Here is a 24,395-nt window from a genome sequence, read left to right as displayed (position 1 = left end):
GTTATTTACTCTCACGCTTAATCGTCATCGGGAAAACCCGGTCTACAGCATACTGCGCTTCACACACAGCGGCGCCTATACTCGCATGGCAGACCAGCAGCGGCATACGGTAGCGCGAATTGTTCTGGCACTTCGCCGTATAGCGGCTCTCAATAACCAGGTTACCCGCGCTGGTCATGGCGGCGCTGACATCGGCTTTACAGGTGGTATTACCCTGAGCGACCTGCACGCTGCCTTTGCCATTTTTAAACTGGAAGCGCATCACAGGCGGCTTACCGGTTGGCGTTTGCATCTGGTCGATAGTGACCCGCCAGCGGCCATCAATCACCTGTACCTGGCCTTCACGCACGGCGTCCGGCGTTACAATCAGATCATCAGCTTTAGCTGGCACCGGCGGCGTTACCATACTGGCAAGGGTAGCAGATGAGGCAGCAGGCGCGGCGTCGGTGGTGCCCGCGTTTGCCGGGACCTGAGGCAGCGACTCGGGTGGTTTCTCGGCCGTTACTGTCTCCGCAGGAGGCGTCGCAGCTGACGGTGTTGCCGCAACTGGTGCCTGACTCGCAACCGGTGTTGGAGTAGATACCGGCGCTGGCGTTGTAATCGTCGCTGTGGCGGGCTTCGTTGTCGCAACCGGTGTAACCACAGGCTCAGGCTTATGCAGCAGCACGGCCACCGTCACGGCAGCGGCAATCGCCACGGGCGGTAACAGATACCAGATGCGGAAAGGGCGGCGAGCCGCTACAGGCGCGGCTGGCTGAGGTTCTGCAGGCACCACAACCGGCAGCGGTTCAGCCGCCGCTTCGGGTTCAGGTTCGGGCTCAGCGATAATGATCGGCTCAGCGACCACGGGCGTGGCAGGCAGCTCAGGCAGCGGTTCAACCAGTGTAGCCGGCAGGTTTTCATCCAGCGTCTCACGCAGGCAGGCCAGTGCATCATCACGACTGCGTGCCTGGGCATCGACAAAGCCCCAGAAGGTGATAACCGGTTTACCATCAACCAGATAGACATACTGCTGGTCGGGGAATTGCAGGGTTTTGCTCAGCAGGGCACCAAACAGGCGCATCGACGGGTTCTCTGCCGCGCGCGCGCGCGTACTGAGTGCCTGCATATCCTGCTGACAGGCGGTAAGCTGCTGCAGTGCGGCGCGACGTTCATGATCGCTGGCGCCCAGCCAGGATTTCACCCGGCCGTTAATAGGTGAATACCAGTCGAGGCGATCGCCCCGATCATTAGCCTGGGGTATCGCCAGGCAATCTGCCAGTGCGCCCTGACGGCGCAGACGCAGGGTTTCACGAATTTGCAGTGCGGAGGCGAAGACCGGCTGGCCATTTTCACCTAACGCCAGAACCGCATCCAGATTACCGCTGCGCAGAATAGTTTTTGCCACCTGTTGGGCCCTTATCGGTCGTTGTCTGAGGCAGAAAATCGCGTGTTATCGACGATTAGGTTGATTTTACGCGGGGCAATGACAAATCAAACGGCAGAAAAGGAGGTAAATCCAGTGTTTTTTTCATCGGCGGGTGGAAAAATAACCGATATTTCAGCGGGTATCACGTCATCAGACGGTTCTGCGCACCAGCACCAGGTGAGCGATGATGCCGCCTGCCAGTCCCCAAAATGCCGGACCAATACCCAGCAGCGAAACACCCGACGCCGTGATCAAAAAAGTCACTAACGCGCTGTCTCGTTCGGCAGGCACATCGAGTGCGCGATGCAGGCTGCCGCCCAGCGTTGCCAGGAGTGCCAGACCCGCCAGCGCCTCGATCAGCACCGCAGGCAGCGCACTGAACAGCACGGCAATGAGCGCACCGGACACGCCCGCCAGCAAATAAAATATGCCGGCCAGCACCGCCGCCCGCCAGCGCTGCTGAGGATTTTCGTCGACCTCATCGCTCATGCAGATCGCCGCCGTAATCGCCGCCACGCAGACCGAAAAGCCTCCAAACGGCGACAGCAGCAGGCCAGCCAATCCGGTCCAGCTCATCAGTGACGAGACCGGCGGTCGGTAGCCGTGCGCCTGTAATGTGGCGATGCCGGGGGCATTCTGCGAGGCCATCGTCACCAGGAAGTAGGGCACGCCCATCCCCAGCAGCGTGGCCAGGGTAAAGTGCGGCATCACCGGCTCCGGCAGAGCCAGCATAATCGACTGCTGCGGAAAGTGGATAGCGTGCTGCGCCAGCGCAATCACAACGCCCACCAGCAGCGTCACCAGAATGGCATAGCGGGTAAGCCAGCGACGCGCCAGCAGCCAGGCCAGGCACATGCTGCCGCACAGCACAAAATTGCTCTGTAAATCGGCAAAGGTCTGAAGTCCGAAGCGCAGCAGAATACCCGCCAGCATCGCCGCTGCCAGTGAAGCGGGAATGTGGTTCATCAGCCGGGCAAACAGACCCGTCACACCCGACACGACAATCAGCAGGTTGGCGAAAACAAAGACGCCAACCGCCTCATTCAGCGAAATGCCGTGGAAACTGGTCGCCAGCAGTGCGGCGCCCGGCGTGGACCAGGCGGCCAGCACCGGCATGCGATAACGCAATGACAGCCCTATTGAGACAATTCCCTGCGCGAGGCCCAGCACTGACAGCCAGCCCCCAATCTGTGCGGGCGAGGCACCTGCCGCCTGAAACATCTGATAGATGATTGCGCCGCTGCTGCTGTAGCCCACCAGCACAGCAACAAAACCCGAGACCAGCATCGGCAGGGTAAAACGGGACGATTCCGCTCTCGTCATGATCAGACTCTCAGTAAGGTTGTGCGTTATAGCGCACATAGTCGCATGATGCGCTATAACGCACAAGTGTTACACTATTACCCTGGTGTCATAGACCCGTGACCGGAATTCAGGAGAGAAAATGGCAGATTTTCAGCAACACCTGAGCGGCGCGCTCAGACAGTTGCGCCAGGCCAATGGCTGGAGCCTGACACTCACGGCGGAGCGAACCGGCGTCAGTAAAGCGATGCTGGGGCAGATTGAGCGAGGTGAATCGAGTCCCACTGTGGCGACACTATGGAAGATCGCCACCGGTTTTAACGTGCCTTTTTCCTTTTTTATCGACGGCAGCGCACTACCTCCCGGCACAGCGACAGGATTCAGTCAGACTAATGCCGAAATGTCCGTGCGCTCGCTGCTGCCTTACGATCCACACCTCCGATTTGATCTGCTGGCAGTGGAGCTGGCAGCGGGCGCGCAGAGTCATTCTTCGCCCCATGAAGCAGGCTGCGTGGAGCAGGTAGTGGTGATTGAAGGTGAACTGCTGCTGGGTGTCGGGGATGTCTGGCGGCGTCTGCTTACCGGTGAAGCCTTTCAGTTCAGGGCCGACGTGCCGCACAGCTACCGGAACCCGCTCAGCACACCGCTGCGCTTCCACAGCCTGATTCACTACCTGCAACGCCCGGACGTTACAAATTGATACCGCAGCAAACTACACAGTTTACCTTCCTATCTTTATACTTTCGCTTATCGATGGAGACGAGTAATGAGCGATCTGACTGAATCTGCTGCCATGCTGCGGATGCTGGTGGGCAAACTGGGCCGCCGGTTACGCGAGTCGGCACCGCCTGGCGAACTCACCTGGTCGCAGGTGGCGGTGTTGGGCCATCTGGTGCGCGACGGGGCAATGACGGTAACGCAACTGGCGGCTGCCGAGGGCGTACGTACTCAGTCAATGGGCACAACTGTCGCTGGGCTGGTGGCGGCAGAACTGGTGACCGGCGAGCCGGATCCCCACGATGGTCGTAAAACCCGCTATCGGCCCACCGAATCAAGCCTCGCGGTGATTAGCTCAAGTCGCGCGATGCGCGATGACTGGCTGGTCCGGACGCTGGATGCGCGGCTTAGCCCGGCAGAACAGCAGCAGCTGACCGACATTCTCCCTCTATTGCAACGACTTACTGACGATTAACCCCGAGGATTCAACATGGCTGTCACCACACTTGATGCAAAAACTGCGCTGATTGTTATCGACCTGCAACATGGCATTGTGGCGCTGCCGCTGGTTCACGAACCGCAGCCAGTGATCGAACGTTGTGCCGATCTGGCCGAAGCGTTTCGCGCACACGATCTGCCGGTCGTGCTGGTTAACGTGGCCGGTGGAGCGCCAGGCCGCAACGAGCAGGGGCGTCACAGCGGCGAATTCCCTGCCGACTGGGCGACGCTGGTTCCGGCGATGACCCCGCAGCAGAATGACCTCACCGTCACCAAAAAAACCTGGGGCGCTTTTCATGCCACGTCACTGCACGATGAGCTGCAACAGCGCGGCATCACTCAGGTGGTGATTTGCGGTATTGCGACCAGCATCGGCGTGGAATCGACCGCGCGTCAGGCGTATGAGCTGGGTTACAACGTCACGTTAGCCACGGATGCGATGACCGATCTGAACATGGATACCCACAACAACAGCGTAAAATTGATCTTCCCGCGTCTGGGTGAAACCGGCAGCTGTGAGGATATTAAGGCGCAGTTGAAAACACGCGGCTGATTAGCGAGTAGATCGGGGCCACCGCCAGGGTGGCCCGGATGCTTTTAGCGGAAGGCGTAACCCAGCGTTAAACCGACACTGTAGTTACGGCCAGGTGCTGACTCGAAGTAGCGACCATTACTCTCATTCACAATCACTGAACCCACATAGTGCCGGTCAAACAGGTTATCGACCCGGCCAAACAGATCCAGCGTCCAGTTCCCAACCAGCCACTTATAGCCACTGTTCACCGCCGCCACGGTGTAAGACGGGGTATTCACGTTGTTCTGATCTTCAGCGGCGATCTGGCTCAGATAGCGAACCTCACTGCCTGCGTAAAATCCCTGTTCCGGCAGATAGCCGAGTCCGGCATAGGCCATGTTGCGGGCGATGCCAGGGATGCGATTGCCGTCACAGCTGTCGCTGCCACAGGCGTTACTGCGGTAGCGCGCATCCAGCAGCGTATAGGCCATCTTCAGCCGCCAGTTCCAGGCGAACTGTTGATCCAGGCTTAACTCCAGACCGCGACGACGGGTCTGACCGGCATTTTTATAGGTCGTGCGGCCGCCGCTGCTGGCATCCGCCACAATCTCATCACGGGTGTCGGTCTGGAACAGCGCCGCGCTGACCAGGCCATTGCCGATGCGTTTTTTGCTGCCGATCTCCAGCGTGTCGCTGGTGGCCGGTTTCAGGCCCAGATTCAGGCCCGTCGCGTCATCTGAACGGTAAGACAGCTCATTAATGGTCGGAGTTTCAAAGCCGCGACCGGCAGAAACATAGGCATTCCAGCCTGGGTCAAAGGCATATTTCAGCGCCGCAGCGGGCAGCCATTTGTGATAGCGCGCCTCACCGCTGTCGTCACCGTTACCAGGCCGGATATAGAAGTCATTGGAGTCAAAGTTCACGGTGCTGAAGCGCACGCCGGCATCCAGCGACAGCTTATCGGTCAGCTGCCAGGCGGTCTGCAGATAAGGATCAAGCGTCCACATCAGATTGCGTTCATTGCGGCGCAGATTGCCCTGTTCACCCAACTGCGTCACGCCGTTGCTGACCGTGAAGTTCTCATAGCCCTTGCGGCGCTCGGTCATAGTTTCGTAGTCGAGGCCGCCGGTCACCGCCACCGGAATCGACAGCAGCGTGTCGCGATGGGTCCAGCGGGTATCGACGCCCTGATAGTGGCGGGTCAGGGCGATGACGCCACCCGGATGAGACGGAGTGCGCTGAACAGCGGCAGGAATTGACTGGAACTGCGTGGTTTCGCGCATCCCGGCATAGAGCATCACGCTGAGGTCGTCGTTTTCACTCATCTGGCGCTGATAACGCAGGCCACCCTGAGTCTGATCCACCGTTTTACGGGTGTTATAGAGCGAAACGTTACTCACCACCTGACGCGGATTGTCACGCCATTGCGCTTCGGTTAAACCGCCAGGATCCTGTGCATCAATGTGAACGCTGTTAAACAGCAGCGTCAGGGTACTGACATCATCGATCCGCACGCCCAGCCGGGCATTGCCGAGGTTCTTTTGCGCAGCACTGTGATCGCGATAGCCGTGAGTGGTGAAGCGGGAGGCGGAGACCGTGTAGTTCACATCCCCGGCGTGGCTGCCGTCACCGGTCGCACCACTGGCTTTGACGCTGTTGCGCCAGCTGCCATAACTGCCGTACCAGCTGCTGGCTTCAAGCGTGGTTGGCTGCTGTCCCTGCTGGGTCGTCACGTTGATCACGCCGCCCGAGGCATTGCCATACAGCGCAGAAAAGGGGCCGCGCAGCACTTCGACATGATCAATTGAGCCGATATCAATATTGGAGGTTTGTGCCTGCCCATCCGGCATGGTGGCCGGGATGCCATCCACGTAGATGCGCAGACCGCGCACGCCGTAGGTTGAACGGGAGCCGAAGCCACGCATCGACAGCTGCAGGTCCTGTGCGTAATTCTGCCTGTTCTGGATCTGCAGACCCGGCACGCTGCTGAGGTTTTCCGACAGATTAACGCGCGGTGCTGCCTGACGCATATCGTCGCCGCTGACCACACTCAGGGCGGCAGGCGTGTCGAGTTCGTTAAGGCCCGTTTCCGGCGGCGCGGCCGTTACGACCAGCGTATTTTGATTATCTGCCGCCAGCAGCGGCAGCGGCAAAATGGCAGGCAACATCAGCAGCGTCGCCTGACGCAGAGAGATTATTTTCATTATCAGAGGCCTAAAAAAGAAGCGTAAATGAATCAGGTGAAACAATCGCCGCGTATGGTAAGGGTTTGATGCGATGGGGTACACCGTTTCGGGCTGGATTTTTTTTCGGTTTACCGCCAGGCTGGAATTCAGCTTTTCCGTGATAAATCATCCGACAGGGTCGGATACAGACAGATAAACCAGGGGAGTCAACATGCAACAACCTGAAGTGGCGGTTCTGGGATTAGGCGCAATGGGGCACGCATTTGCCGCCAACCTGCTGAAAAAAGGCTTTCGCGTACACGGCTGGAACCGTACCCGCGCACGCGGTGAGGATCTGCTGGAGGCCGGTTTACAGCTGGCTGACTCGCCGGAAGAGGCGGTGCGTCAGGCGGATGTGGTGATTGCCATGCTCTCCGATGGCGACACCACCGAGCAGGTGCTGCATCAGGCGAAAGAGACGTTTAAGCAGGGCGCGACGCTGTGCCAGATGGGTACCATTGGCATCGAGAAAACCGACGCGCTGATCGCCTTTTTCGCAGAAAAACGGCCCGATCTTTTACTGATCGACGCACCGGTCTCCGGCACCAAAGCGCCCGCAGAGAACGCACAGATTCTGGTGCTGGCCAGCGGCGATCAGAGCCGGGCGCAGGCGGCAGAAGCGGTGTTTGCCGCCATCAGTAAAGGGACAAAGTGGCTGGGTGAGGCGGGCAAGAGCAGCCGCATGAAACTGGTCATCAACAGCTGGCTGATCGGCATGATGCAGAGCCTGGCGGAGAGTACCCAACTGGCCGGGCAGTTCGGCTTCTCCACCGACGATCTCTGGCAGGTGCTGGAGGGCGGTCCACTGGCTGCGCCTTATGCGAAAATGAAGCTTGGGATGATCGCCAGCGACGACTATACACCGCAGATGCATCTGATCTGGGCGCTCAAAGATGCCCGCCTGGCGCTGGATGCGGCAGAGACGCCATTACCGGCGCTGGAGAACATCGCGCAGCTCTGGCAGCAGGCGGTTGACGCCGGACACGGCGAAGAGGATCTGGCGGTCATCTACCGCTACCTGAAGGCGCAATGAGTCAGCAGCATTTTGACTTCAGTACGCGCCCGCTGGTGCCGCTGGCGCACGACTACCTGCACGGGGCCAGCGAACCCTGGCATCATCACGCCTGCGCCCAACTGATCCATACTCTGAGCGGCGTGGTGCGGGTCGAGACAGAGTTTGGCAGCTGGGTTGTGCCGCCGAGCCGCGGCGTCTGGCTCCCGGCTTTTACCCGCCATGCGCTGCAGATTACCGGCAGCGTGGCGGCACGTACCCTTTTTATCGACCCACTGGCGCGCGCCGATCTGCCCGCCAGTTGTCAGGTGGTACAGATCTCGCCGCTGCTGCGTGAGTTAATCGTCACGGCCCTCAGCCTGCCGGAGCACTACAGCGCCGGGAGCCGGGCTGAGCGGGTGATGGAGTTAATTCTGGATGAGATTCGCGGCATGGATGTGCTGCCTTTTGCACTGCCGACACCCAACAGCCCCCGTTTACAGGCGCTGTGCGAGCAGATCAAGCAGACACCCGGTGAAAACTGGACGCTGCTGCGCGCCAGCGCCCACCTTAACGTTTCGGGCCGCACCCTGGCCCGTCATTTCATGCGCGAAACTGGCCTGCAGTTCAGTGACTGGGTGCGGCGCGCCCGTCTGGCCATCGCCCTGACGCGACTGGCGCAGGGCGACTCCGTGCTGCGGGTGGCACTGGAGCTGGGCTATGAAAGCCCCAGTGCGTTTAGTGCGATGTTTCGTCGTCTGCTGGGCGTGGCGCCCACGGACTATTTTCCCCCTCTAGAAACTGGCCTGCCGCGCTGAGCAGCGCCTGCAATGCGGCACGGGCCGTGTCGTTATCAATACTCACTCCCCAGGCCCGCACACCACGGACATCCACGCAGCTGATATAGGCCACCGAGCGGCTGTCACTGCGCCGTCCCAGCGTGTGCTCGTGATAGTCCTCAATGGTCAGATGCAGATCAAACGCGCTGCGCAGAGCATTCACCGCCGCTGAAAGCCAGCCATTGCCGCTGCCGGTCAGTGTCAGTGAGCGGTCCTGAACCACTACGCTGGCGCTGATCTGCGTCTGCCCGCCGCTGTCGCTCTGGCTGTCCGCCCGCTGTAACGCCACCATGGGCTGTGTGACACCATACTGACGGCAGAAGAGCTGCCACAGCGCGTAGTGCGTCATCTCGCCGCCGTGCCGGTCTGTCTCATGCTGAACACAGCGGCTGAAATCCTGCTGCAGCGAACGTGGCATTTGTAGTCCATGATTCTGCTCCAGCAGCCAGGCCGCACCGCTTTTTCCCGACTGGCTGTTCACACGGATCACCGCCTCATAGCTGCAGCCAATGTCGGCTGGATCCAGCGGCAGGTAGGGCATCTGCCACGCTTTCTCCTGTCGTTCGGCGCGGATGGCGAACCCTTTTTTAATCGCATCCTGATGAGAACCCGAGAAGGCAGTAAAGACCAGTTCACCCGCATAGGGATGACGGGGATGAACCGGCAACTGGTTGCAGCGTGTCACCACCTCAATCACCTCATGCATCTGGCTGAAATCGAGCTGCGGCGAAATGCCCTGGGTATAGAGATTCAGCGCCAGCGTCACCAGGTCCACATTGCCAGTACGCTCACCGTTACCAAACAGGCAGCCCTCGACCCGGTCAGCGCCCGCCAGCAGGGCCAGTTCGGCACAGGCTACCCCGGTGCCGCGATCGTTGTGCGGATGCACGCTGATACAGACGGCGTCACGACGGCTGAAGTGACGGCAGAAAAATTCAATCTGATCGGCATAGACATTGGGTGTGTTCACCTCCACCGTGGCGGGCAGATTAATAATCATCGGCCGCTGCGCGTCAGGCTGCCAGACATCGGCTACCGCCTCGCAAATCTCCAGCACAAACTCCGGCTCGGTAAAGCAGAAGGTCTCAGGCGAATATTCAAAGGTCCAGTCAGTCCCGGGTTGCGCCTCGCATTCCGCGCGGATCTGGCATGCGCCCGCGATGGCCAGCTCTACGATTTCCGCTTTGCTCTGTTTAAATACCCGCTCGCGGAACAGCGGCGCGGTGGCGTTGTAGAGATGAACGATGGCACGCGGAACACCCTGTAATGACACAAATGTGCGGGTAATCAGATCCTCGCGTGCCTGAGTCAGCACCTGTAACGTCACATCCGCCGGGATGCGTTGCTGCTCAATCAGGTCGCGCACAAAATCGAAATCCGTTTGTGACGCCGAGGGAAAGGCGACCTCAATTTCGCGGAACCCGCAGCGCAGAAGCAGATCCCAGAATGCCATCTTCCGCTCCCGATCCATCGGTTCTGCCAGCGCCTGATTGCCGTCACGCAAATCGGTGGAGAGCCAGCGCGGGGCCTGGGTGAGCTGGCGTGAAGGCCACTGGCGATCGGGCAGAGACACGACCGGAGAGGCACGATATTTATCAGCAGGTTGGGTCAGCATAGTATTCTCCTTGTGTTTTTTTACCAGTCTGACGACAAGCCCTGCAAACCGCGCGCGCAACGCTGACAACCTGATGTGCAAAAGTGACAACACCCTCCGTGCGCTCTGGTTTGATGAATCCGCCTGGTGGGGTTAGCATGGTCGCCTGTTTAACTGGGTGGACGCTTATGCTGATTTTTGACGGTCACAACGATCTGTTGCTTAACCTCTGGCTGCATCATCGTGATGCGCCCGCGCAGGCGTTTTATCAGGGTATTGAGCGGGGGCATCTCGACTTTCCGCGCATTCAGCAGGGCGGAATGGGTGGCGGGCTGTTTGCGATCTTTGTGCCGCCGCAGGAATATATCGCCCGCACCGTTCCGGTTCGGGCCGATGAGCCGTATCGCCCGCTGGAGATCATGTGGCAACAGCTTGAGATCCTGCAGCAGCTGGCCGATGCGTCAGGCGGGCGGGCGCGACTCTGCCGCAGCAGTGAAGATATTATTGCCTGTCGCGCCGACGGTGTACTGGCGATGGTGGCTCACATTGAAGGTGCTGATGCGCTGGACGAGGAGGGCGAACAGCTGCACGCCTTCTGGCAGGCGGGGGTGCGCAGCATCGGGCCATTCTGGAATCTGCGCAGTCGCTTTGGTGAAGGCGTCAGCGGCAGTTTTCCCGGCTCGCCCGACACCGGACCGGGCCTGACCGCTGCCGGCGAAAGGTTGATTCAGCAGGCGGGTGAGCTGAAGATGATGATCGACGTGTCGCACATGAACATGAAGACGTTCCAGGAAACCGCCCGGCTTTCCACTGCGCCGCTGGTCGCCAGCCACTCCAACGCGCACGCCCTCTGTCCGCAACCGCGCAATTTGACCGATGACCAGCTGCTGGCGATCCGCGACAGCGGCGGTCTGGTCGGCATTAATTTTGGTAATGCGTTTTTGCGCGCCGACGGTAAACGCGACGCTGACACGCCATTAACAGAAATTGTTAAGCATTGTGATCACCTCCTGAAGATAATGGGCAGCGACCATGTGGCGTTTGGCTCCGATTTCGACGGAATTACCCCGCCAGCAGCGCTGGGCGATGTCAGCGGAATGCCGCGATTGCTCGCTGCTTTTCAGGAAGCAGGCTATGATCAGACACTGACTGAGAAACTGGCATGGGGAAACTGGCAGCGGGTTTTACAACTGACCGGGCTGTGATAACAATTTCCTTACGTTCCGGACTTGATCCCGACGCGCCATTGGCGCAACATCTGCCTGGAAATTGTGACGGCCGTCTCATTCATTGCCGGTCACGCTGATTTCAGACAGCTTTTTTACTGTTAACCAAGAGGAAGTAACTCATGTGGAAAAAACCAACTTTCGTTGATATGCGTCTCGGTCTGGAAGTCACTCTGTACATCTCCAACCGTTAATCGTTCTGCCCGCCCTCTGAGCGGGCATTTTTTTTCAACTTCTGGTTTTCCTCTATGTTTATCAAAATCCTCGGTTCAGCCGCGGGTGGCGGATTTCCGCAGTGGAACTGTAACTGCGCCAACTGCCACGGCGTGCGTAATGGCACGATTCAGGCCCAGGCACGCACGCAATCGTCAATTATCCTGAGCGATAACGGCGAAGACTGGGTGCTATGCAACGCTTCACCCGATATCAGCCAGCAGATCCTGCATACGCCAGAACTGACCCGCCAGGGCGTGCTGCGCGGCACGGCGATTGGGGGGATTATCCTCACCGACAGCCAGATCGATCACACCACCGGGCTACTGAGCCTGCGTGAAGGCTGCCCGCATCAGGTGTGGTGTACGCCGGAAGTGCATGCTGACCTCAGCACCGGCTTCCCGATCTTTCCGATGCTCACCCACTGGAATGGCGGCTTACAGCACCGGCCGATTGCGCCACTGACGCCGTTCAGCGTCGATGTCTGCACAGATCTGAAGTTCACGGCGATTCCCATTATCAGCAATGCACCGCCTTACTCGCCCTTCCGCGACAGGCCGCTTGCCGGCCACAACGTGGCGCTGTTTATTGAAAACCGGGCGAATGGCCAGACGCTGCTCTACGCACCCGGTCTGGGCGAGCCCGATGCGGTGATATTGCCGTGGCTGCAAAAAGCGGATTGCCTGCTGATTGATGGCACCGTCTGGCAGGATGATGAGCTGCTGGCTACCGGCGTGGGTCACAACACCGGCAAGGCGATGGGCCATCTGGCGCTGGCGGAAGAGCAGGGACTGATGGCGTTGCTGGCGTCTCTGCCGGCCAGACGCAAAATTCTGATCCACATTAACAACACCAATCCGATCCTTAACGAGCAGTCACCGCAGCGTCAGTTTCTGACGGGGCAGGGAATAGAGGTGAGCTGGGACGGGATGGCGATCCATCTTCAGGGCTAAATCATGCAGATCACTGACACGCTGTCACCACAGGCTTTTGAACAGGCCCTGCGCGACAAAGGCGCTTACTACCATATCCATCACCCGTATCACATTGCGATGCATAACGGTCAGGCCACGCGCGAGCAGATTCAGGGCTGGGTGGCAAACCGCTTCTATTACCAGACCACCATTCCGCTAAAAGATGCGGCGATCATGGCTAACTGTCCCGATCCGGCGACCCGCCGCAAATGGGTTCAGCGCATCCTTGACCACGACGGCAGCAATGGCGAAGAGGGCGGCATTGAGGCCTGGCTGCGGCTGGGCGAGGCGGTCGGTCTGACGCGCGAAGAACTCTTGTCAGAGCAGCATGTGCTGCCGGGCGTGCGTTTTGCGGTGGATGCTTACATTAACTTCGCCCGCCGCGCCAACTGGCAGGAGGCGGCCTGCAGCTCGCTCACCGAACTGTTCGCTCCGCAGATCCACCAGTCACGGCTTGAGAGCTGGCCGCAGCACTATCCATGGATCAAAGAAGAGGGCTATTTCTACTTCCGCAGCCGCCTGGGTCAGGCGAACCGCGATGTGGAGCATGGTCTGGCGCTGGCGCTGGAGTACTTCACTACCGCTGAAACGCAGAACCGGATGCTGGAAATTTTGCAGTTTAAGCTCGATATTTTATGGAGCATGCTGGACGCCATGACCATGGCTTACGAGCTGAAACGTCCGCCTTATCACACCGTCACAGACAAGGCGGCGTGGCACACCACCCGACTGGTATAACAGATGAATGAAAACTCGATTGCCGCGTTTCGTCGCGGCTACCGTATGCAGTGGGAAGCTGCTCAGGATACGCACGTGGTGCTTTATCCTGAAGGCATGGCAAAGCTGAACGAAACCGCCGCCGCCATTCTTGAGCTGGTGGATGGCAAACAGAATATCGCCGCGATTATCGCGACCCTGGATAACCGTTTTCCGGAAGCGGGCGGCGTGGGTCCGGACGTCTTAGAATTCCTGCAGTCAGCCTATGAACAGAAGTGGATACAGTTCCGTGACCCCGCATAAACCTGGTGTGAATCCGCCGCTCTGGCTGCTGGCAGAGCTGACCTATCGCTGTCCGCTGCAGTGTCCCTACTGCTCTAACCCGCTGGATTTCGCCCAGCAGGAGAAGGAGCTGACGACTGAGCAGTGGATCGAAGTCTTTCGTCAGGCGCGCGCGATGGGCAGCGTTCAGCTCGGATTTTCCGGCGGCGAGCCGCTGGTGCGAAAAGATCTGCCTGAGCTGATCAAGGCGGCGCGCGACCTTGGCTTCTATACCAACCTGATCACCTCCGGCATTGGCCTGACCGAGAAGAAGCTGGATGCGTTCAGCGAAGCGGGTCTGGATCATATCCAGATCAGCTTCCAGGCGAGTGACGAAACCCTGAATGCGGCGCTGGCGGGATCGAAAAAAGCGTTTCAGCAGAAGCTGGAGATGGCGAAAGCGGTGAAAGCCCACGGCTATCCGATGGTGCTGAACTTCGTGCTGCATCGTCATAACATCGATCAGATCGATAAAATCATTGACCTCTGTATTGAGCTGGAGGCAGATGACGTTGAACTGGCGACCTGTCAGTTCTACGGCTGGGCGCAGCTTAACCGTGAAGGTCTGCTGCCGACACGTGAGCAGATCGCCCGTGCGGAAGCCGTGGTGAAAACCTACCGTGAGCGGATGAGCACCACCGGCAATCTGACCAACCTGCTGTTTGTGACGCCAGACTACTACGAAGAGCGACCCAAGCCCTGCATGGGTGGCTGGGGCGCTATCTTCCTCAGCGTGACGCCAGAGGGCACGGCGCTGCCGTGTCACAGTGCGCGCCAGCTGCCGGTGGAATTTCCCTCTGTACTGACGCAAAGCCTGGACGATATCTGGTATAACTCGTTTGGCTTTAACCGTTATCGCGGTTTCGACTGGATGCCGGAGCCGTGCCGCTCCTGTGATGAGAAAGAGAAAGATTTTGGCGGCTGTCGCTGTCAGGCTTTCATGCTGACCGGCAATGCCGACAACACCGATCCGGTCTGCAGCAAATCGCCGCATCACGGCAAAATCCTTGAAGCCCGGCGTGAGGCGGATTGCAGCGACATTAAAATTGGTCAGCTGCAGTTCCGTAACCGCAGCAACTCGCAACTGATCTACAAAACACGGAACCTCTGATGAAAACGCGCGGCCTGGTGATAAACGGTCTGATGATTGAACTGGTGCATCAGGCAGATGCCAGCCAGGCCGCTGCCCTGATTCAGGTGGGTGCAGGGAGCCACGATGAGCCAGAACGCTGGCCCGGACTGGCGCATCTGCTGGAGCATCTGCTGTTCACCGGCAGCAGCGGCTGGCCTGATGAGGGCCGGCTGATGAGCTGGATTCAGACCCAGGGCGGGAAGGTCAACGCCACCACGCTGGCCCGGCGCAGCGCGTTTTTCTTTGAGGTGACGCCGTCGTTGCTGGCTGACGGGCTGGCCCGACTTCAGGATATGCTCGTCTCTCCGCTGCTGGATAATCAGGCCATCGCGCAGGAAGTGGCGGTGATTGACGCCGAGTATCAGCTGTTGCAGCGCCATGAGCCATCCCGCATCGAAGCGGCACTGCTGCATTCCGCGCAATCACCTGCGGAATTTCAGCGCTTCCATATCGGCAGCCGGGCGAGCTTTGGCGACGAGATGTCTGCGCTGCAACGGGCGCTGCGTCAGTTCCATCAGCGTTACTATTTCGCCAGTAATATGCGGCTCTGGCTTCAGGGACCGCAGTCACTGGATGAACTGGAGCAGCTGGCACGTCAGTTTGCCAGCGCGCTGCCTGCTGGTCAGTGGCAACAGGATCTGCCACCGCCGCAGCTGAACAGCCAGACCTGCTGGCGACTGGCGGATAGCGCCTCGCCAGCGTTATGGCGCACCTGGCTGATTGAAAGTAGTGACGGTGTCACTTTGTGGCGTGAATTTTTGCTGGATGAGGCACCCGGATCGCTGCTGGCAACGCTGCGCGAGCAGGGGCTGGCGGAAACGCTGGAGCTGAAGTGGATCTATCAGGCAGGCGGTGCGCTCTGGCTGGCGCTGGGTGTCGAAACTGAGATGCCAGAAACCGTGAATGCGCTGATTGATAGCTACCTGCAGGCACTGAGCCAGATCGGTGAGGCACAGCATCAGCACTATCATGAGCTTAGTCAGCAACGATTTGTGACGTTGTCACTTATGGAGCAACTCCGTCAGCGCGCCGTTGGCTTTGCGCCTGATGAAACGCTGCCTGTACTGCTACTGTTGCTGGAGAGGCTTAACAGCGCGCCGGGCACCCTGCTCTGCTGTACGCCGCAACCGCCATCAGAAAACCTCATCACACAGGGTTACAGTCTGGCACTGACCCACTGGCAGCCAGCACCACCTGACGCGCTGCCCGCGGTGAATTTCACATTCTATCCGCTTAATGTCGCCATTACGCCTGATCCCCTGCCCGAAGAGTCGGTGGCGTTACCGCATTATCAGTCAGATAACCCGAACCCCGTGCTGATTCTGCGACCCGAGTTTTACTCAACGTTTACCGCCGAGGTGGGCGAAGCGCTGGGGCGGCGGTTGCGTCCGCTGTTTGCTGCGCTGCGTCACCAGGGCGGTAACGGCTGCTGGCAGGAAGTAGAGGGCGTATGGCAGCTCACGCTTCAGCTGACGACAGATGAGGCGGTCACTGATCAGGCGCTGAGCCAGATTGTCTGTGCACTGTCGCTGCCGGTTGAGGCAAACCTGCCGTCACCTGTCGAAAGCATCGCAATCCGCGCGCTGCAGCAGCAGCTGCCTTATCAGCTGGCAGCGACCTTTGCGCCGGATTGCTGGCGGGCGGCGCTTAAAGGCGGCAACGCGGCGCTGCATTCGCTGATTGCCCGGCGGCTGAGCGCGCTGTCGCTGCCGGTTAACCCTGACACGCCACCAAAACGCATGACCACACAAACGGGCATGACGCGTCTGCTGCACGCCAGTACGGACAACGCGCTGTTGCTGTTTATTCCACTGCACCGTCCTGAACAGCTTGCGGCATTACGTGCGCTGGCGCTGATCTACGAGCCGCGTTTCTTCCAGCGCTATCGGGTTGAACAACCTATAGGGTATGTCGTTAACAGCCGCTATATGCGCTGTGCCGATGAAGATGGCGTAGTGTTTGCGCTGCAGTCGCCCGATTACAGCGCGCTGTCACTGTTGCGCTACTGCCGCAACTTCCTGCGTTCCCTTAACGAGACGCTGGCAGAGTGTGACCTGGTGGCACTGAAAACGCGTCTGCTGAGCCGGGAAGTGGCGCAGCCACTGGCGCAGTTACGCCGTGAAAATGGTCTGGCAGAACCGGATGCGGCGCAGATAGAGGCGCTGACCCTTACCGATCTGCAACAGCTGCACCGCACACTGATTCAGGATCGCCGCCGCTGGCGCGTGCTGTTTACCGGGGGAGAAAATGTATAGCGCCCGATATAAAGTTGCTGAATTTATTTGAAAATTACGGACAAATCTCTTCACTGTCTATTTCGGGCTAACTGAACCACACTCAGTTCACTTTTGTCCGGATAAGGAATTGACTGTGAAGAACTTCAAACGTATCGCACTGCCCCTGTTAGCCGCTGCTACCCTTTACGCCCCGTTATCTCAGGCTGAGGCGATGCACTACCAGCTGAATCCTGAGCATACGTCTGTCATTGTGGCCTGGAACCATTTTGGCTTCTCAAATCCTACCGCGGATATTCCGGATGCAACCGGTACGCTGGTGTTTGATAAAGATCATCCGGAAGCATCACGCGTTGACGTAACCCTGCCAGTCAGCAAAATCGACAGCCATGTTGCGGCGCTGACCAAAGAGTTCAAAGGCGCTGAGTATTTCGACACGGCCAAATACCCAACTGCGACCTTCCACAGCACCAAAGTGGTTGCAAAGGGCGACAACAAATTTGACGTTGAAGGTAACCTGACCCTGAAAGGGATCACTAAGCCTGTTACGCTGCACGCCACGCTGAACAAGCAGGGCGAGCATCCGATGGTGAAGAAGCAGGCGATTGGTTTTGATGCCACCGGCACCATCAAGCGTTCTGACTTCAGGCTGGACAAATATGTCCCGGCGGTAAGCGACGACGTCACCCTGACGCTGTCTACCGAAGCTTACGCGAAATAAGTGTGTGGGGCGCAGCAGCTCGCTGCGCCCCTGATTCATTTTTCTTCCTTTCCTGCATCTCCTGAAATATTCCCTTTTTTACGTGCACTGAATAATCCAGCCCTCCCGATAAAAACTATTTTAATCGCCTGAACCGGGCCAGAACCGGGAAAAATGAGGTGAAAGTCACAAATTCGCAATGCCATTTTTATGCCCGATCATTCGTTATTCTGTTGGCCAAATCAAAAACCTGTTCGGCAACCTAAGCTGATGATTTGTATTGATTCGTCCGTGAAGTAATAAGTTGGAATAGAGTGACTCAGCTCACAAATAAAGGCCTTAAGCTACTGCTGTCAACACGCCTGCCCGAAAAATACCGCGCGTAACTGTGATCTCCTCTGCAAATAGCAACGCCGTGAACCGGAAGAATGGCCCTCAGCAGAGTAAGCCAGCGGGGTGAGGGAAATGCGCATTGGAATGGTGATCAGTGGCGGGGATGTCACCGGAATAAATAACTTTGTCTTCCAGATAGGGCGTCTCGCGCAGGCTGAGATGGTGATATTTGACGGCGGCATTCCCGGCCTTCTGGCAAATAACCATCGTGATATCAGCCAGCGCGATCTGCTCGACTTTGCCATCGCCCCGATTCCGGTGATGCAGTCCGGAAGGACGGAAAAGAAACTGGTGCGCAGCGAATATGATTTAATTGCGCGCCAGCTGAAAAGCGCACGTATTGACGTATTAATCATGGCGGGTGGTGACGGATCGCTGCAGTTTCTCCACATCCTGTCGGAGTCTGGCGTTAATTGTTTCGGCGTCGGTATGACCATCGATAATGATGTCTTCGGCAGTGATTACACGCTGGGATTTTCTACCGCCTGCGAGCAGGTATTAAAAGAGGTCGCAAAGCTGCGTAATACCGGCCGCGCCTTACCGGGCCGGGTTTTTATGCTGGAGTTACTCGGCGGCTATTGCGGCGAATTAACGCTGCAATCGGCGATTAAATCCAATGCGGATATCGCCCTGATTCCGGAGTGCCAGATTCCTTTGCCACAACTGGCACAGCGCATCACCGGACGGCTGGCCGAACAGAACAGCGTGGTCATCCTCTGTTCAGAAGGCTACACCCGTGAATATTCGCCCGGTTTTCAGGGGGCGATCGACACCTTGATCAAACAGCTTGAGCCGCTTATTGGCGTACGCATCCGTAAAACTATTCTCGGTTACGGACTGCGCAATGGTGATCCCACCTGCGAAGAAATTTATCAGGGCACCATTATGGCCAGTGAAGTGGTGCGTTGTATTCAGTCAGGCATGCGGAATAAAGCGGTCATTATTAATGGCAGCAATAAACCGATCCCGATTGATTTAATAAGCATGCAAAAACGCCTGGTCGATATTGACGGGCACCATTACAAACTCGCTAAACAACTCAATATAGTGTGAGGAAAAACCATGCTGAAAATATTATGTGTCTGTGGTTGTGGATTAGGCTCCAGTTTTGCGATTGAGATGAGCGCAAAAGCAGTATTAAAAAAACTGGAAATTGAGGCTGATATCGATCACACCACCATTTCAGAAGCGAATGCATTTAAGTCAGATATGATCCTGACGCAAAAAGCCTTTGCCGATGTATTAAATGCCGACGCCAGTCCGGAGCAGATTAAACGGGTCATTATTCTTAACCGGCTCACCGATAAAGTGGAAATAGAGCAGAAGATCCTGGCCTTTTTAAAAGAACGTAACGAGAAGGTCGCTGCCCATGAATAGTGTGATCGACTTTCTGGTAAAAGATCTGCTGGGGCAGGCCTCAATTCTGATCGCGTTTATTGCGCTGATTGGTCTGCTGCTGCAGAAGAAATCAGCAGGCAAGGTGGTGGAAGGCACCTTTAAAACCCTGCTCGGCTTTTTAATTATGATGGCGGGTATCAATATTATTGTGGGGACGCTGACGTTCCTCAATACCATTTTTACCCACGGTTTTGGCATGCGCGGTTATATCACCGATGTAGCCGCTATCGCCGGACTGGCTAACCGTGAGCTGGGATCTGAAGTGGCGCTGACGCTGCTGGTGATCTTTATCGTCAATATCATCATCGCGCGGCTGACACCCTTTAAGTATATCTTCCTGACGGGCCAGGCCCTGCTGTGGATGGCGACGATTGGCGCTGTCATCGGCTACAAAGCGGGGCTGACTGGCCTGCCGCTGATCCTGACCGGCGGCATCTTCGGCGGGATCATGGCGGTCGTGATGCCCGCGCTGGCACAGCCGGTGGTGCGGCGTATCACCGACTCCGACGATGTGGCGCTGGGTCACTTCTGCACCATTGGCTATCTGGTCACGGCGGCGGTCGCCAAGGTGGTGGGCAAAGGATCGCGCTCCACCGAAGACCTGAAGCTGCCCGATAACTTTAAGTTTCTGCAGGATACCTATCTGTCGATGGCGCTGGTGATGGTGCCGATGTACCTGATCCCCGCCGTGGCGGCCGGTCCGGCATTCATTGCCCAGTACAGCAACGGCATGAACTACCTGATGTACGCCTTTATGCAGTCGATTCAGTTCGTGGCCGGGGTCTTTGTGCTCTACAGCGGTGTCCGCCTGCTGCTCAACGAGCTGGTGCCTGCTTTCCGGGGCATCGCCATGCGCGTGGTACCCGATGCCAAACCGGCGCTGGACTGCCCGGTGATGTTTCCTTACGCCCCGAACGCGGTGATTGTCGGCTTCCTCGCCACCACGCTCGGCTCCATCGTTGGCATGCTCGTCTTCCCGATGTTTGGACTGGCGATGATCCTGCCGGGACTGCTGACCAACTTCTTTGCCGGGGGCACCGCTGGGGTCTTTGGTAATGCCATGGGCGGACGACGCGGCGCGATGATCGGCGGCTTCGTCCACGGACTCTTTATCACCATTCTGCCCGCCATCCTGGTGCCAATGCTGGAGAGCTACGGCTTCACCGGCGTGACCTTCAGTGACTCGGACGTCATCAGTACCGGCCTGGTACTCGGCCACGCCTTCCAGAATAACTGGCTGTTTGTTGCCCTGTTTATTGCTTTTGTTACCGCGCTTGCCTGGTTTGTTAACGGCAAATCCACCAAACCTCAAGAGGAAAAAATCCATGAAACTTTATAATTTCGCCGACCTGTTAAAGCTGGCTAAACAGCGTGACTTTAAAGCGGTGGGTTCTTTTAATCTTCACTGCCTGGAAATGTTGCCCGCTTATTTTAAAGCGGCAGAGAAGACCAACAGTCCCTTAATGATTCAGATCTCCACCGGCACGGCGAAATATCTCGGTCATAAGTTGCTGGTCGATGCCATTAAATCGCTGTCGGAGAGTATGAATGTGCCGACCTGTTTGCATCTCGATCACTGTTCCGATTTAGCGGCGATTCAGACGGCGATAGATGCCGGATTCAGTTCCGTGATGTATGACGGGTCACATCTGCCGATTGAAGAGAATATTGCCAATACCCGCCGGGTGATTGATATGGCGCGTCCGCATAATGTTTCAGTTGAAGCGGAACTGGGTGCGATTGGCGGTTCGGAAGATGGTAAATGTGTGGAGATGGAGGCGATCGCGTTTACGCCGGTGGAAGATGCACGCCGTTTCGTTGAAGAGACCGGCGTTGATATGCTGGCAATCTCAATCGGCACCGTACATGGCCTTTACACCGGGAAGGCGCATATTCAGCATCAGCGCCTGGCGGATATTACGGCGGCAACCCACACGCCACTGGTGCTGCACGGTGGCACCGGCGTCAGCGATGAAGATATGCGACTGGCGGTAAGCAGCGGGATTGAGAAGGTCAATGTCGGCACCGAAATGAATGTGCAGTGGGTGGCGCAGTGCAAATCGACCTTTGAGAAAGGCAAGGTCAATGACAGCGTGCGTAATTTCCTGGTGCCCGCCAATGATGCAGTGACCAATGTGCTGGTAGAGAAGATGCAGTTATTCCGTTAATTACCCGCGTCGCCATCACCGAATTATTGCGTTAAACGTTTTTATCATCACTATTAATCTGAGACACCCCGGCATATAGGGGGCAGGAGAGCCTATGTTTGGATTCTTAAAAAAGTCTCCGGCTGCGGAACAACCCAGCGAGCAGCAGCAGGATCATCTGGCGGAAGTCAGTCGCGAGAAAATAACGCAACTGGAGCAGCAGCTCGCAATTAACCCGCGTGATGGCGAAACGCAAAAACAATTAATGCTGGAATATAACCGGGCATTAAGTTTATTTGCGAAAAGCCGTCGCTATCGTAATGAAATTGATGCGCTGTTTGTCAAAATCGATGAATTACGCAATGTGGTTCGCCAGTCGATTTAAGGAGAGCTGATGACGATTAAGCAGTTATTGCAAGAGGCCAACGCCATTCAGATTGGCATCGACGCCACGGACTGGCGTCAGGTTATCGCGCTGGCCGCCGAACCGCTGGTTAGCGGCGGCTATCTCGACGCCACCTATCCGGATGCGGTGATCGCGAACACCCTGGCCCATGGGGCGTATTATGTGTTTGAGGAGGGAATTGCCATTCCTCATGCCCGGCCGGAAGCGGGGGTGATCCGCGACTGTTTCAGTATGATCCTGCTGAATGAACCGATCTCGTTTGAGGGCAGTGAAAAGGCGGACATTGTGATTATGTTTGGCGCGCGCGACAGCAACGCCCACATTGAAGAGGGGATCCGCGCGATTGTGTCGCTGCTGGAGGATGAGGAGACGCTGGTCCGGTTACGTCGGGCCAGCAGTGTCGCGGAGGTTATCGATATCCTATGACACAAAATATCCCCCCTAAACGCGTGGTGCTGGTTAACGGCATTCCGGCGTCGGGTAAGAGCACCCTGACGCACGCGCTATCACAACACTTTGGCTGGCCGGTGCTGACGCTGGACAGCCTGAAAGAGCCTTTTATGCACGCTTTTGCGCCGGTCGATCGGCAGCGTAACCGGCAACTGGGCTGCGCGGCCTATCAGGCGATCTGGAACATCGTCGAACAGGCACCCGCCAGTCAGGTCTGGCTGATCGATGCCTGGTTTGGTTTTCAGCCGCGCGCGCTGCTGGAGCAGGGACTGCAACAGGCGGGCGTCGAAGAGGTGCTTGAGCTGTGGCTGAAGATTGAACCGGAGGTGGCGGTGGCGCGCTATCAGGCGCGACTGACCCAGCGACTGCCGGGGCATCCAGGCGCTGAGTACCTGCCTGAACTTCATCAGCTGGCACAACAGGCCAGGCCAATGACGCTGGGGCCGTTGTTTGAGGTGGATGCCTGCGCCCAGGATCACGCTGCCGTTATCCACTGGCTGCAACAGCAACTGACCAGAACCCGCTACACTTCAGCTCATCATCAGAGGAGTGAGGAGTTGCAGGATGTCGTCGCCCCCGTATCTGCAAACCGGTGAAAGCGCCGTGCTTTATGACGGCGTCTGTAAGCTGTGTAATGGTTGGGTTCAGTTTCTGCTGCGCCACCATCTGGCGCGGCAGGTCCGTTTTGCCTCGGTGCAGAGCGAGCAGGGCAAAGCGCTGTTGCGCTGGGCCGGACTGCCGGAAGAGAATATCAGCACCCTTGTCTACATTGACGGTAATCAGCACTGGCTGCGGGCGCAGGCGGTTTTCCGTGTTATGCAGCACCTGCCAGCACCCTGGCGCGGGCTGGCGGTGCTGCGTCACTTTCCGGACGTGATCAATAACGCGGCTTACGACCGCATCGCGTTAAACCGCTATAAGCTGTTTGGCCGCTATAGCGAGCAGCATGCTCTCACGCCCGATTATCCTGACCGTTTTCTGCATCCGATGCCGTCCGAAGGTTAGTGGCGGCTTGTCCGACAGGCAGGCCCGCGCTGTTGATGCCGCGGGAGACTACAGCGTAAACACTGTTCGACAGCGGCTGTCATCTTCATCCCATGCTGTATCCACCTCAGAAAGAGGCCGTGGTTTAAAAGGCACCGAAAAGCCGTGCTGCCCGGCAGCCTGTAGTAGTTCTGCCAGTGAGTCAATCAGGTCTGCGTTGGATACGCTGCCCAGACCACTCCCCATCAGTGTCAGCCCGGATGCACGCAGCAAATGACTGTGCAAAGGAATCTCCTGTGCGCTGAGTGAGCCAATCTGAACGAAGCGAACGACATGATCACCGCCTCGCACCGCCGCTTCCATGATCGCCAGCGCGCTCTCACCCCAGAGATAATCCAGCACCACATCAATGCCGTCTGCCATCAGGGCAGGAAGTTCAGCGGCCATAGCATCCAGTGTCACGACGCTGTCTGCGCCCTCATTAAGCAGTTGCTGCAGTATCTCCGGGTTCCGGCCGGTCGCAATAATTTTGCCCGCGCCAAGACTGCGGGCGATGCGAATCGCCAGGCGGCCGGATGTGCCGGTTGCGCCGTTAATCAACACGGTTTCCCTTTTGCGCAGTTCAGCCCGGCGGGTGAGTGCGGCCCATGAAGACATGCCTGGATTGGCAAGCGCGGCGGCGACCACGGGGTCCAGCGCTGGAGGAAGCGGAATGACGCAGCGGGCATTGACCACCACACTTTCCGCCATGCTGCCCGACGCGGTACCAAAGGTCAGAAAGTAAACGGCATCGCCGTTTTCGAGGTAACCGGTGCCGTCAATGCCTGGCACCAGAGGATAGGGCGCAGTGGCGCTGTAATGCGTGCCTGCCGCCCGTGCTTTGACCAGCTGGCTCATGGCGGCGGCTTTCACGCGAACCAGCAGTTGGTTTTCAGCGGGCTGAGGAGTGGGGAAATCCCCATAGTGTGGTTTCTGACCGGCCTGACGAATGATGGCTGCTTTCATAGGTTGC

At 57.8% G+C, this 24,395-nt stretch carries 26 protein-coding genes; 21 read left to right on the top strand and 5 right to left on the bottom strand.

Annotated features, from left to right (window positions below):
* Nucleotide 1 precedes the first annotated feature (1 nt).
* Complete coding sequence (locus KTJ90_RS10140) at nt 2-1,387, bottom strand: SrfA family protein (RefSeq protein WP_499024431.1); 1,386 nt, start codon at nt 1,385-1,387, stop codon at nt 2-4.
* Nucleotides 1,388-1,558: 171 nt separating this feature from the next.
* Nucleotides 1,559-2,731, bottom strand: coding sequence for a benzoate/H(+) symporter BenE family transporter (locus tag KTJ90_RS10135; RefSeq protein ID WP_039660287.1), 1,173 nt, complete (start codon nt 2,729-2,731; stop codon nt 1,559-1,561).
* Between the two features lie 121 nt (nt 2,732-2,852).
* Here KTJ90_RS10135 and KTJ90_RS10130 point away from each other — a divergent pair, with 121 nt between their 5' ends.
* From KTJ90_RS10130 to KTJ90_RS10120, 3 genes are all read left to right on the top strand, one after another.
* On the top strand, nt 2,853-3,410 hold the full coding sequence (locus KTJ90_RS10130) for a helix-turn-helix domain-containing protein (protein WP_039660285.1): 558 nt from the start codon (nt 2,853-2,855) through the stop codon (nt 3,408-3,410).
* 66 nt (nt 3,411-3,476) lie between these two features.
* The gene (locus KTJ90_RS10125; protein WP_003853479.1) at nt 3,477-3,902 is read left to right on the top strand and encodes a MarR family winged helix-turn-helix transcriptional regulator; all 426 of its coding nucleotides are present in this window, start codon (nt 3,477-3,479) and stop codon (nt 3,900-3,902) included.
* Nucleotides 3,903-3,917: 15 nt separating this feature from the next.
* Nucleotides 3,918-4,478 carry an isochorismatase family protein gene (locus KTJ90_RS10120; RefSeq protein WP_110411445.1) on the top strand — a complete coding sequence of 187 codons (561 nt, stop codon included), beginning with the start codon at nt 3,918-3,920 and terminating at the stop codon, nt 4,476-4,478.
* Between the two features lie 44 nt (nt 4,479-4,522).
* On the opposite strand, the gene pqqU is transcribed toward KTJ90_RS10120, so the two are convergent.
* On the bottom strand, nt 4,523-6,643 hold the full coding sequence (pqqU, locus tag KTJ90_RS10115) for a TonB-dependent receptor PqqU (RefSeq protein WP_182629775.1): 2,121 nt from the start codon (nt 6,641-6,643) through the stop codon (nt 4,523-4,525).
* 193 nt (nt 6,644-6,836) lie between these two features.
* On the opposite strand from pqqU, the gene KTJ90_RS10110 reads away from it, so the two are divergent.
* Both KTJ90_RS10110 and KTJ90_RS10105 read left to right on the top strand, forming a co-directional pair.
* Nucleotides 6,837-7,697 (top strand): NAD(P)-dependent oxidoreductase, encoded by an 861-nt coding sequence (locus KTJ90_RS10110; protein ID WP_140915580.1) that lies wholly within the window; start codon nt 6,837-6,839, stop codon nt 7,695-7,697.
* Nucleotides 7,694-8,473, top strand: a complete 780-nt coding sequence (locus tag KTJ90_RS10105; RefSeq protein WP_033762954.1) for an AraC family transcriptional regulator — start codon at nt 7,694-7,696, stop codon at nt 8,471-8,473. Before KTJ90_RS10110 ends, KTJ90_RS10105 begins: the two co-directional genes overlap by 4 nt.
* Here the strand turns inward: KTJ90_RS10105 and leuA are convergent.
* Entirely contained in the window at nt 8,394-10,109 is a 1,716-nt protein-coding gene (gene leuA / locus KTJ90_RS10100; RefSeq protein ID WP_312545715.1) for a 2-isopropylmalate synthase, read from the bottom strand. The two genes, KTJ90_RS10105 and leuA, sit on opposite strands and share 80 nt — an antisense overlap.
* Before the next feature lie 167 nt (nt 10,110-10,276).
* Between leuA and KTJ90_RS10095 the strand changes: the two genes are divergently transcribed.
* From KTJ90_RS10095 to KTJ90_RS10020, 16 genes are all read left to right on the top strand, one after another.
* Nucleotides 10,277-11,293 (top strand): dipeptidase, encoded by a 1,017-nt coding sequence (locus KTJ90_RS10095; RefSeq protein ID WP_105099285.1) that lies wholly within the window; start codon nt 10,277-10,279, stop codon nt 11,291-11,293.
* Nucleotides 11,294-11,436: 143 nt separating this feature from the next.
* Complete coding sequence (pqqA, locus tag KTJ90_RS10090; protein WP_010245082.1) at nt 11,437-11,508, top strand: pyrroloquinoline quinone precursor peptide PqqA; 72 nt, start codon at nt 11,437-11,439, stop codon at nt 11,506-11,508.
* Nucleotides 11,509-11,562: 54 nt separating this feature from the next.
* Nucleotides 11,563-12,480: a pyrroloquinoline quinone biosynthesis protein PqqB gene (gene pqqB / locus KTJ90_RS10085; protein ID WP_039660279.1), complete on the top strand. Its 918-nt coding sequence runs from the start codon at nt 11,563-11,565 to the stop codon at nt 12,478-12,480.
* A 3-nt stretch (nt 12,481-12,483) separates the two neighbouring features.
* A complete protein-coding gene (gene pqqC / locus KTJ90_RS10080) occupies nt 12,484-13,239 on the top strand; it encodes a pyrroloquinoline-quinone synthase PqqC (RefSeq protein ID WP_003853494.1) in 756 nt (251 codons plus the stop codon).
* Between the two features lie 3 nt (nt 13,240-13,242).
* Entirely contained in the window at nt 13,243-13,521 is a 279-nt protein-coding gene (pqqD, locus tag KTJ90_RS10075; RefSeq protein ID WP_003853497.1) for a pyrroloquinoline quinone biosynthesis peptide chaperone PqqD, read from the top strand.
* Complete coding sequence (pqqE, locus tag KTJ90_RS10070) at nt 13,484-14,650, top strand: pyrroloquinoline quinone biosynthesis protein PqqE (protein WP_003853499.1); 1,167 nt, start codon at nt 13,484-13,486, stop codon at nt 14,648-14,650. Before pqqD ends, pqqE begins: the two co-directional genes overlap by 38 nt.
* Complete coding sequence (gene pqqF / locus KTJ90_RS10065; protein WP_182629776.1) at nt 14,650-16,926, top strand: pyrroloquinoline quinone biosynthesis protein PqqF; 2,277 nt, start codon at nt 14,650-14,652, stop codon at nt 16,924-16,926. Before pqqE ends, pqqF begins: the two co-directional genes overlap by 1 nt.
* A 115-nt stretch (nt 16,927-17,041) precedes the next feature.
* Nucleotides 17,042-17,626 (top strand): YceI family protein, encoded by a 585-nt coding sequence (locus tag KTJ90_RS10060; protein WP_003853502.1) that lies wholly within the window; start codon nt 17,042-17,044, stop codon nt 17,624-17,626.
* 444 nt (nt 17,627-18,070) lie between these two features.
* Nucleotides 18,071-19,051, top strand: coding sequence for a 6-phosphofructokinase (locus tag KTJ90_RS10055; protein ID WP_008925154.1), 981 nt, complete (start codon nt 18,071-18,073; stop codon nt 19,049-19,051).
* 9 nt (nt 19,052-19,060) lie between these two features.
* Nucleotides 19,061-19,375, top strand: coding sequence for a PTS sugar transporter subunit IIB (locus KTJ90_RS10050; protein ID WP_003853506.1), 315 nt, complete (start codon nt 19,061-19,063; stop codon nt 19,373-19,375).
* On the top strand, nt 19,368-20,735 hold the full coding sequence (locus tag KTJ90_RS10045; protein ID WP_008925155.1) for a PTS sugar transporter subunit IIC: 1,368 nt from the start codon (nt 19,368-19,370) through the stop codon (nt 20,733-20,735). Before KTJ90_RS10050 ends, KTJ90_RS10045 begins: the two co-directional genes overlap by 8 nt.
* Nucleotides 20,722-21,564, top strand: coding sequence for a class II fructose-bisphosphate aldolase (locus tag KTJ90_RS10040; protein WP_003853511.1), 843 nt, complete (start codon nt 20,722-20,724; stop codon nt 21,562-21,564). The genes KTJ90_RS10045 and KTJ90_RS10040 overlap by 14 nt, the downstream gene beginning before the upstream one ends.
* Before the next feature lie 94 nt (nt 21,565-21,658).
* Nucleotides 21,659-21,928 (top strand): hypothetical protein, encoded by a 270-nt coding sequence (locus KTJ90_RS10035; protein ID WP_003853512.1) that lies wholly within the window; start codon nt 21,659-21,661, stop codon nt 21,926-21,928.
* A gap of 9 nt (nt 21,929-21,937) precedes the next feature.
* Entirely contained in the window at nt 21,938-22,375 is a 438-nt protein-coding gene (locus tag KTJ90_RS10030; RefSeq protein ID WP_078804386.1) for a PTS sugar transporter subunit IIA, read from the top strand.
* Entirely contained in the window at nt 22,372-22,995 is a 624-nt protein-coding gene (locus tag KTJ90_RS10025) for a P-loop nucleotide/nucleoside kinase family protein (protein ID WP_003853517.1), read from the top strand. The genes KTJ90_RS10030 and KTJ90_RS10025 overlap by 4 nt, the downstream gene beginning before the upstream one ends.
* Nucleotides 22,964-23,404 carry a thiol-disulfide oxidoreductase DCC family protein gene (locus KTJ90_RS10020; protein WP_008925158.1) on the top strand — a complete coding sequence of 147 codons (441 nt, stop codon included), beginning with the start codon at nt 22,964-22,966 and terminating at the stop codon, nt 23,402-23,404. Before KTJ90_RS10025 ends, KTJ90_RS10020 begins: the two co-directional genes overlap by 32 nt.
* A 48-nt stretch (nt 23,405-23,452) precedes the next feature.
* On the opposite strand, the gene KTJ90_RS10015 is transcribed toward KTJ90_RS10020, so the two are convergent.
* Nucleotides 23,453-24,388, bottom strand: a complete 936-nt coding sequence (locus KTJ90_RS10015) for a quinone oxidoreductase family protein (protein WP_140915586.1) — start codon at nt 24,386-24,388, stop codon at nt 23,453-23,455.
* Nucleotides 24,389-24,395 lie beyond the last annotated feature (7 nt).

This window comes from Pantoea jilinensis, from assembly GCF_019104105.1.
Taxonomy (GTDB): domain Bacteria; phylum Pseudomonadota; class Gammaproteobacteria; order Enterobacterales; family Enterobacteriaceae; genus Pantoea; species Pantoea eucalypti.
This window is presented reverse-complemented; position numbering and strand designations above follow the sequence as displayed.

Coding starts and splice junctions, on each gene's coding strand:
- pqqF (WP_182629776.1), top strand. CDS start 14,650: ATGAAAACGCGCGGCCTGGTGATAAACGGTCTGATGATTGAACTGGTG.
- pqqB (WP_039660279.1), top strand. CDS start 11,563: ATGTTTATCAAAATCCTCGGTTCAGCCGCGGGTGGCGGATTTCCGCAG.
- leuA (WP_312545715.1), bottom strand. CDS start 10,109: ATGCTGACCCAACCTGCTGATAAATATCGTGCCTCTCCGGTCGTGTCT.
- pqqC (WP_003853494.1), top strand. CDS start 12,484: ATGCAGATCACTGACACGCTGTCACCACAGGCTTTTGAACAGGCCCTG.
- KTJ90_RS10040 (WP_003853511.1), top strand. CDS start 20,722: ATGAAACTTTATAATTTCGCCGACCTGTTAAAGCTGGCTAAACAGCGT.
- KTJ90_RS10035 (WP_003853512.1), top strand. CDS start 21,659: ATGTTTGGATTCTTAAAAAAGTCTCCGGCTGCGGAACAACCCAGCGAG.
- KTJ90_RS10020 (WP_008925158.1), top strand. CDS start 22,964: ATGTCGTCGCCCCCGTATCTGCAAACCGGTGAAAGCGCCGTGCTTTAT.
- pqqD (WP_003853497.1), top strand. CDS start 13,243: ATGAATGAAAACTCGATTGCCGCGTTTCGTCGCGGCTACCGTATGCAG.
- KTJ90_RS10025 (WP_003853517.1), top strand. CDS start 22,372: ATGACACAAAATATCCCCCCTAAACGCGTGGTGCTGGTTAACGGCATT.
- KTJ90_RS10045 (WP_008925155.1), top strand. CDS start 19,368: ATGAATAGTGTGATCGACTTTCTGGTAAAAGATCTGCTGGGGCAGGCC.
- KTJ90_RS10110 (WP_140915580.1), top strand. CDS start 6,837: ATGCAACAACCTGAAGTGGCGGTTCTGGGATTAGGCGCAATGGGGCAC.
- KTJ90_RS10095 (WP_105099285.1), top strand. CDS start 10,277: ATGCTGATTTTTGACGGTCACAACGATCTGTTGCTTAACCTCTGGCTG.
- KTJ90_RS10105 (WP_033762954.1), top strand. CDS start 7,694: ATGAGTCAGCAGCATTTTGACTTCAGTACGCGCCCGCTGGTGCCGCTG.
- KTJ90_RS10030 (WP_078804386.1), top strand. CDS start 21,938: ATGACGATTAAGCAGTTATTGCAAGAGGCCAACGCCATTCAGATTGGC.
- KTJ90_RS10055 (WP_008925154.1), top strand. CDS start 18,071: ATGCGCATTGGAATGGTGATCAGTGGCGGGGATGTCACCGGAATAAAT.
- pqqU (WP_182629775.1), bottom strand. CDS start 6,643: ATGAAAATAATCTCTCTGCGTCAGGCGACGCTGCTGATGTTGCCTGCC.
- KTJ90_RS10135 (WP_039660287.1), bottom strand. CDS start 2,731: ATGACGAGAGCGGAATCGTCCCGTTTTACCCTGCCGATGCTGGTCTCG.
- KTJ90_RS10125 (WP_003853479.1), top strand. CDS start 3,477: ATGAGCGATCTGACTGAATCTGCTGCCATGCTGCGGATGCTGGTGGGC.
- KTJ90_RS10120 (WP_110411445.1), top strand. CDS start 3,918: ATGGCTGTCACCACACTTGATGCAAAAACTGCGCTGATTGTTATCGAC.
- KTJ90_RS10050 (WP_003853506.1), top strand. CDS start 19,061: ATGCTGAAAATATTATGTGTCTGTGGTTGTGGATTAGGCTCCAGTTTT.
- KTJ90_RS10015 (WP_140915586.1), bottom strand. CDS start 24,388: ATGAAAGCAGCCATCATTCGTCAGGCCGGTCAGAAACCACACTATGGG.
- pqqE (WP_003853499.1), top strand. CDS start 13,484: ATGAACAGAAGTGGATACAGTTCCGTGACCCCGCATAAACCTGGTGTG.
- KTJ90_RS10130 (WP_039660285.1), top strand. CDS start 2,853: ATGGCAGATTTTCAGCAACACCTGAGCGGCGCGCTCAGACAGTTGCGC.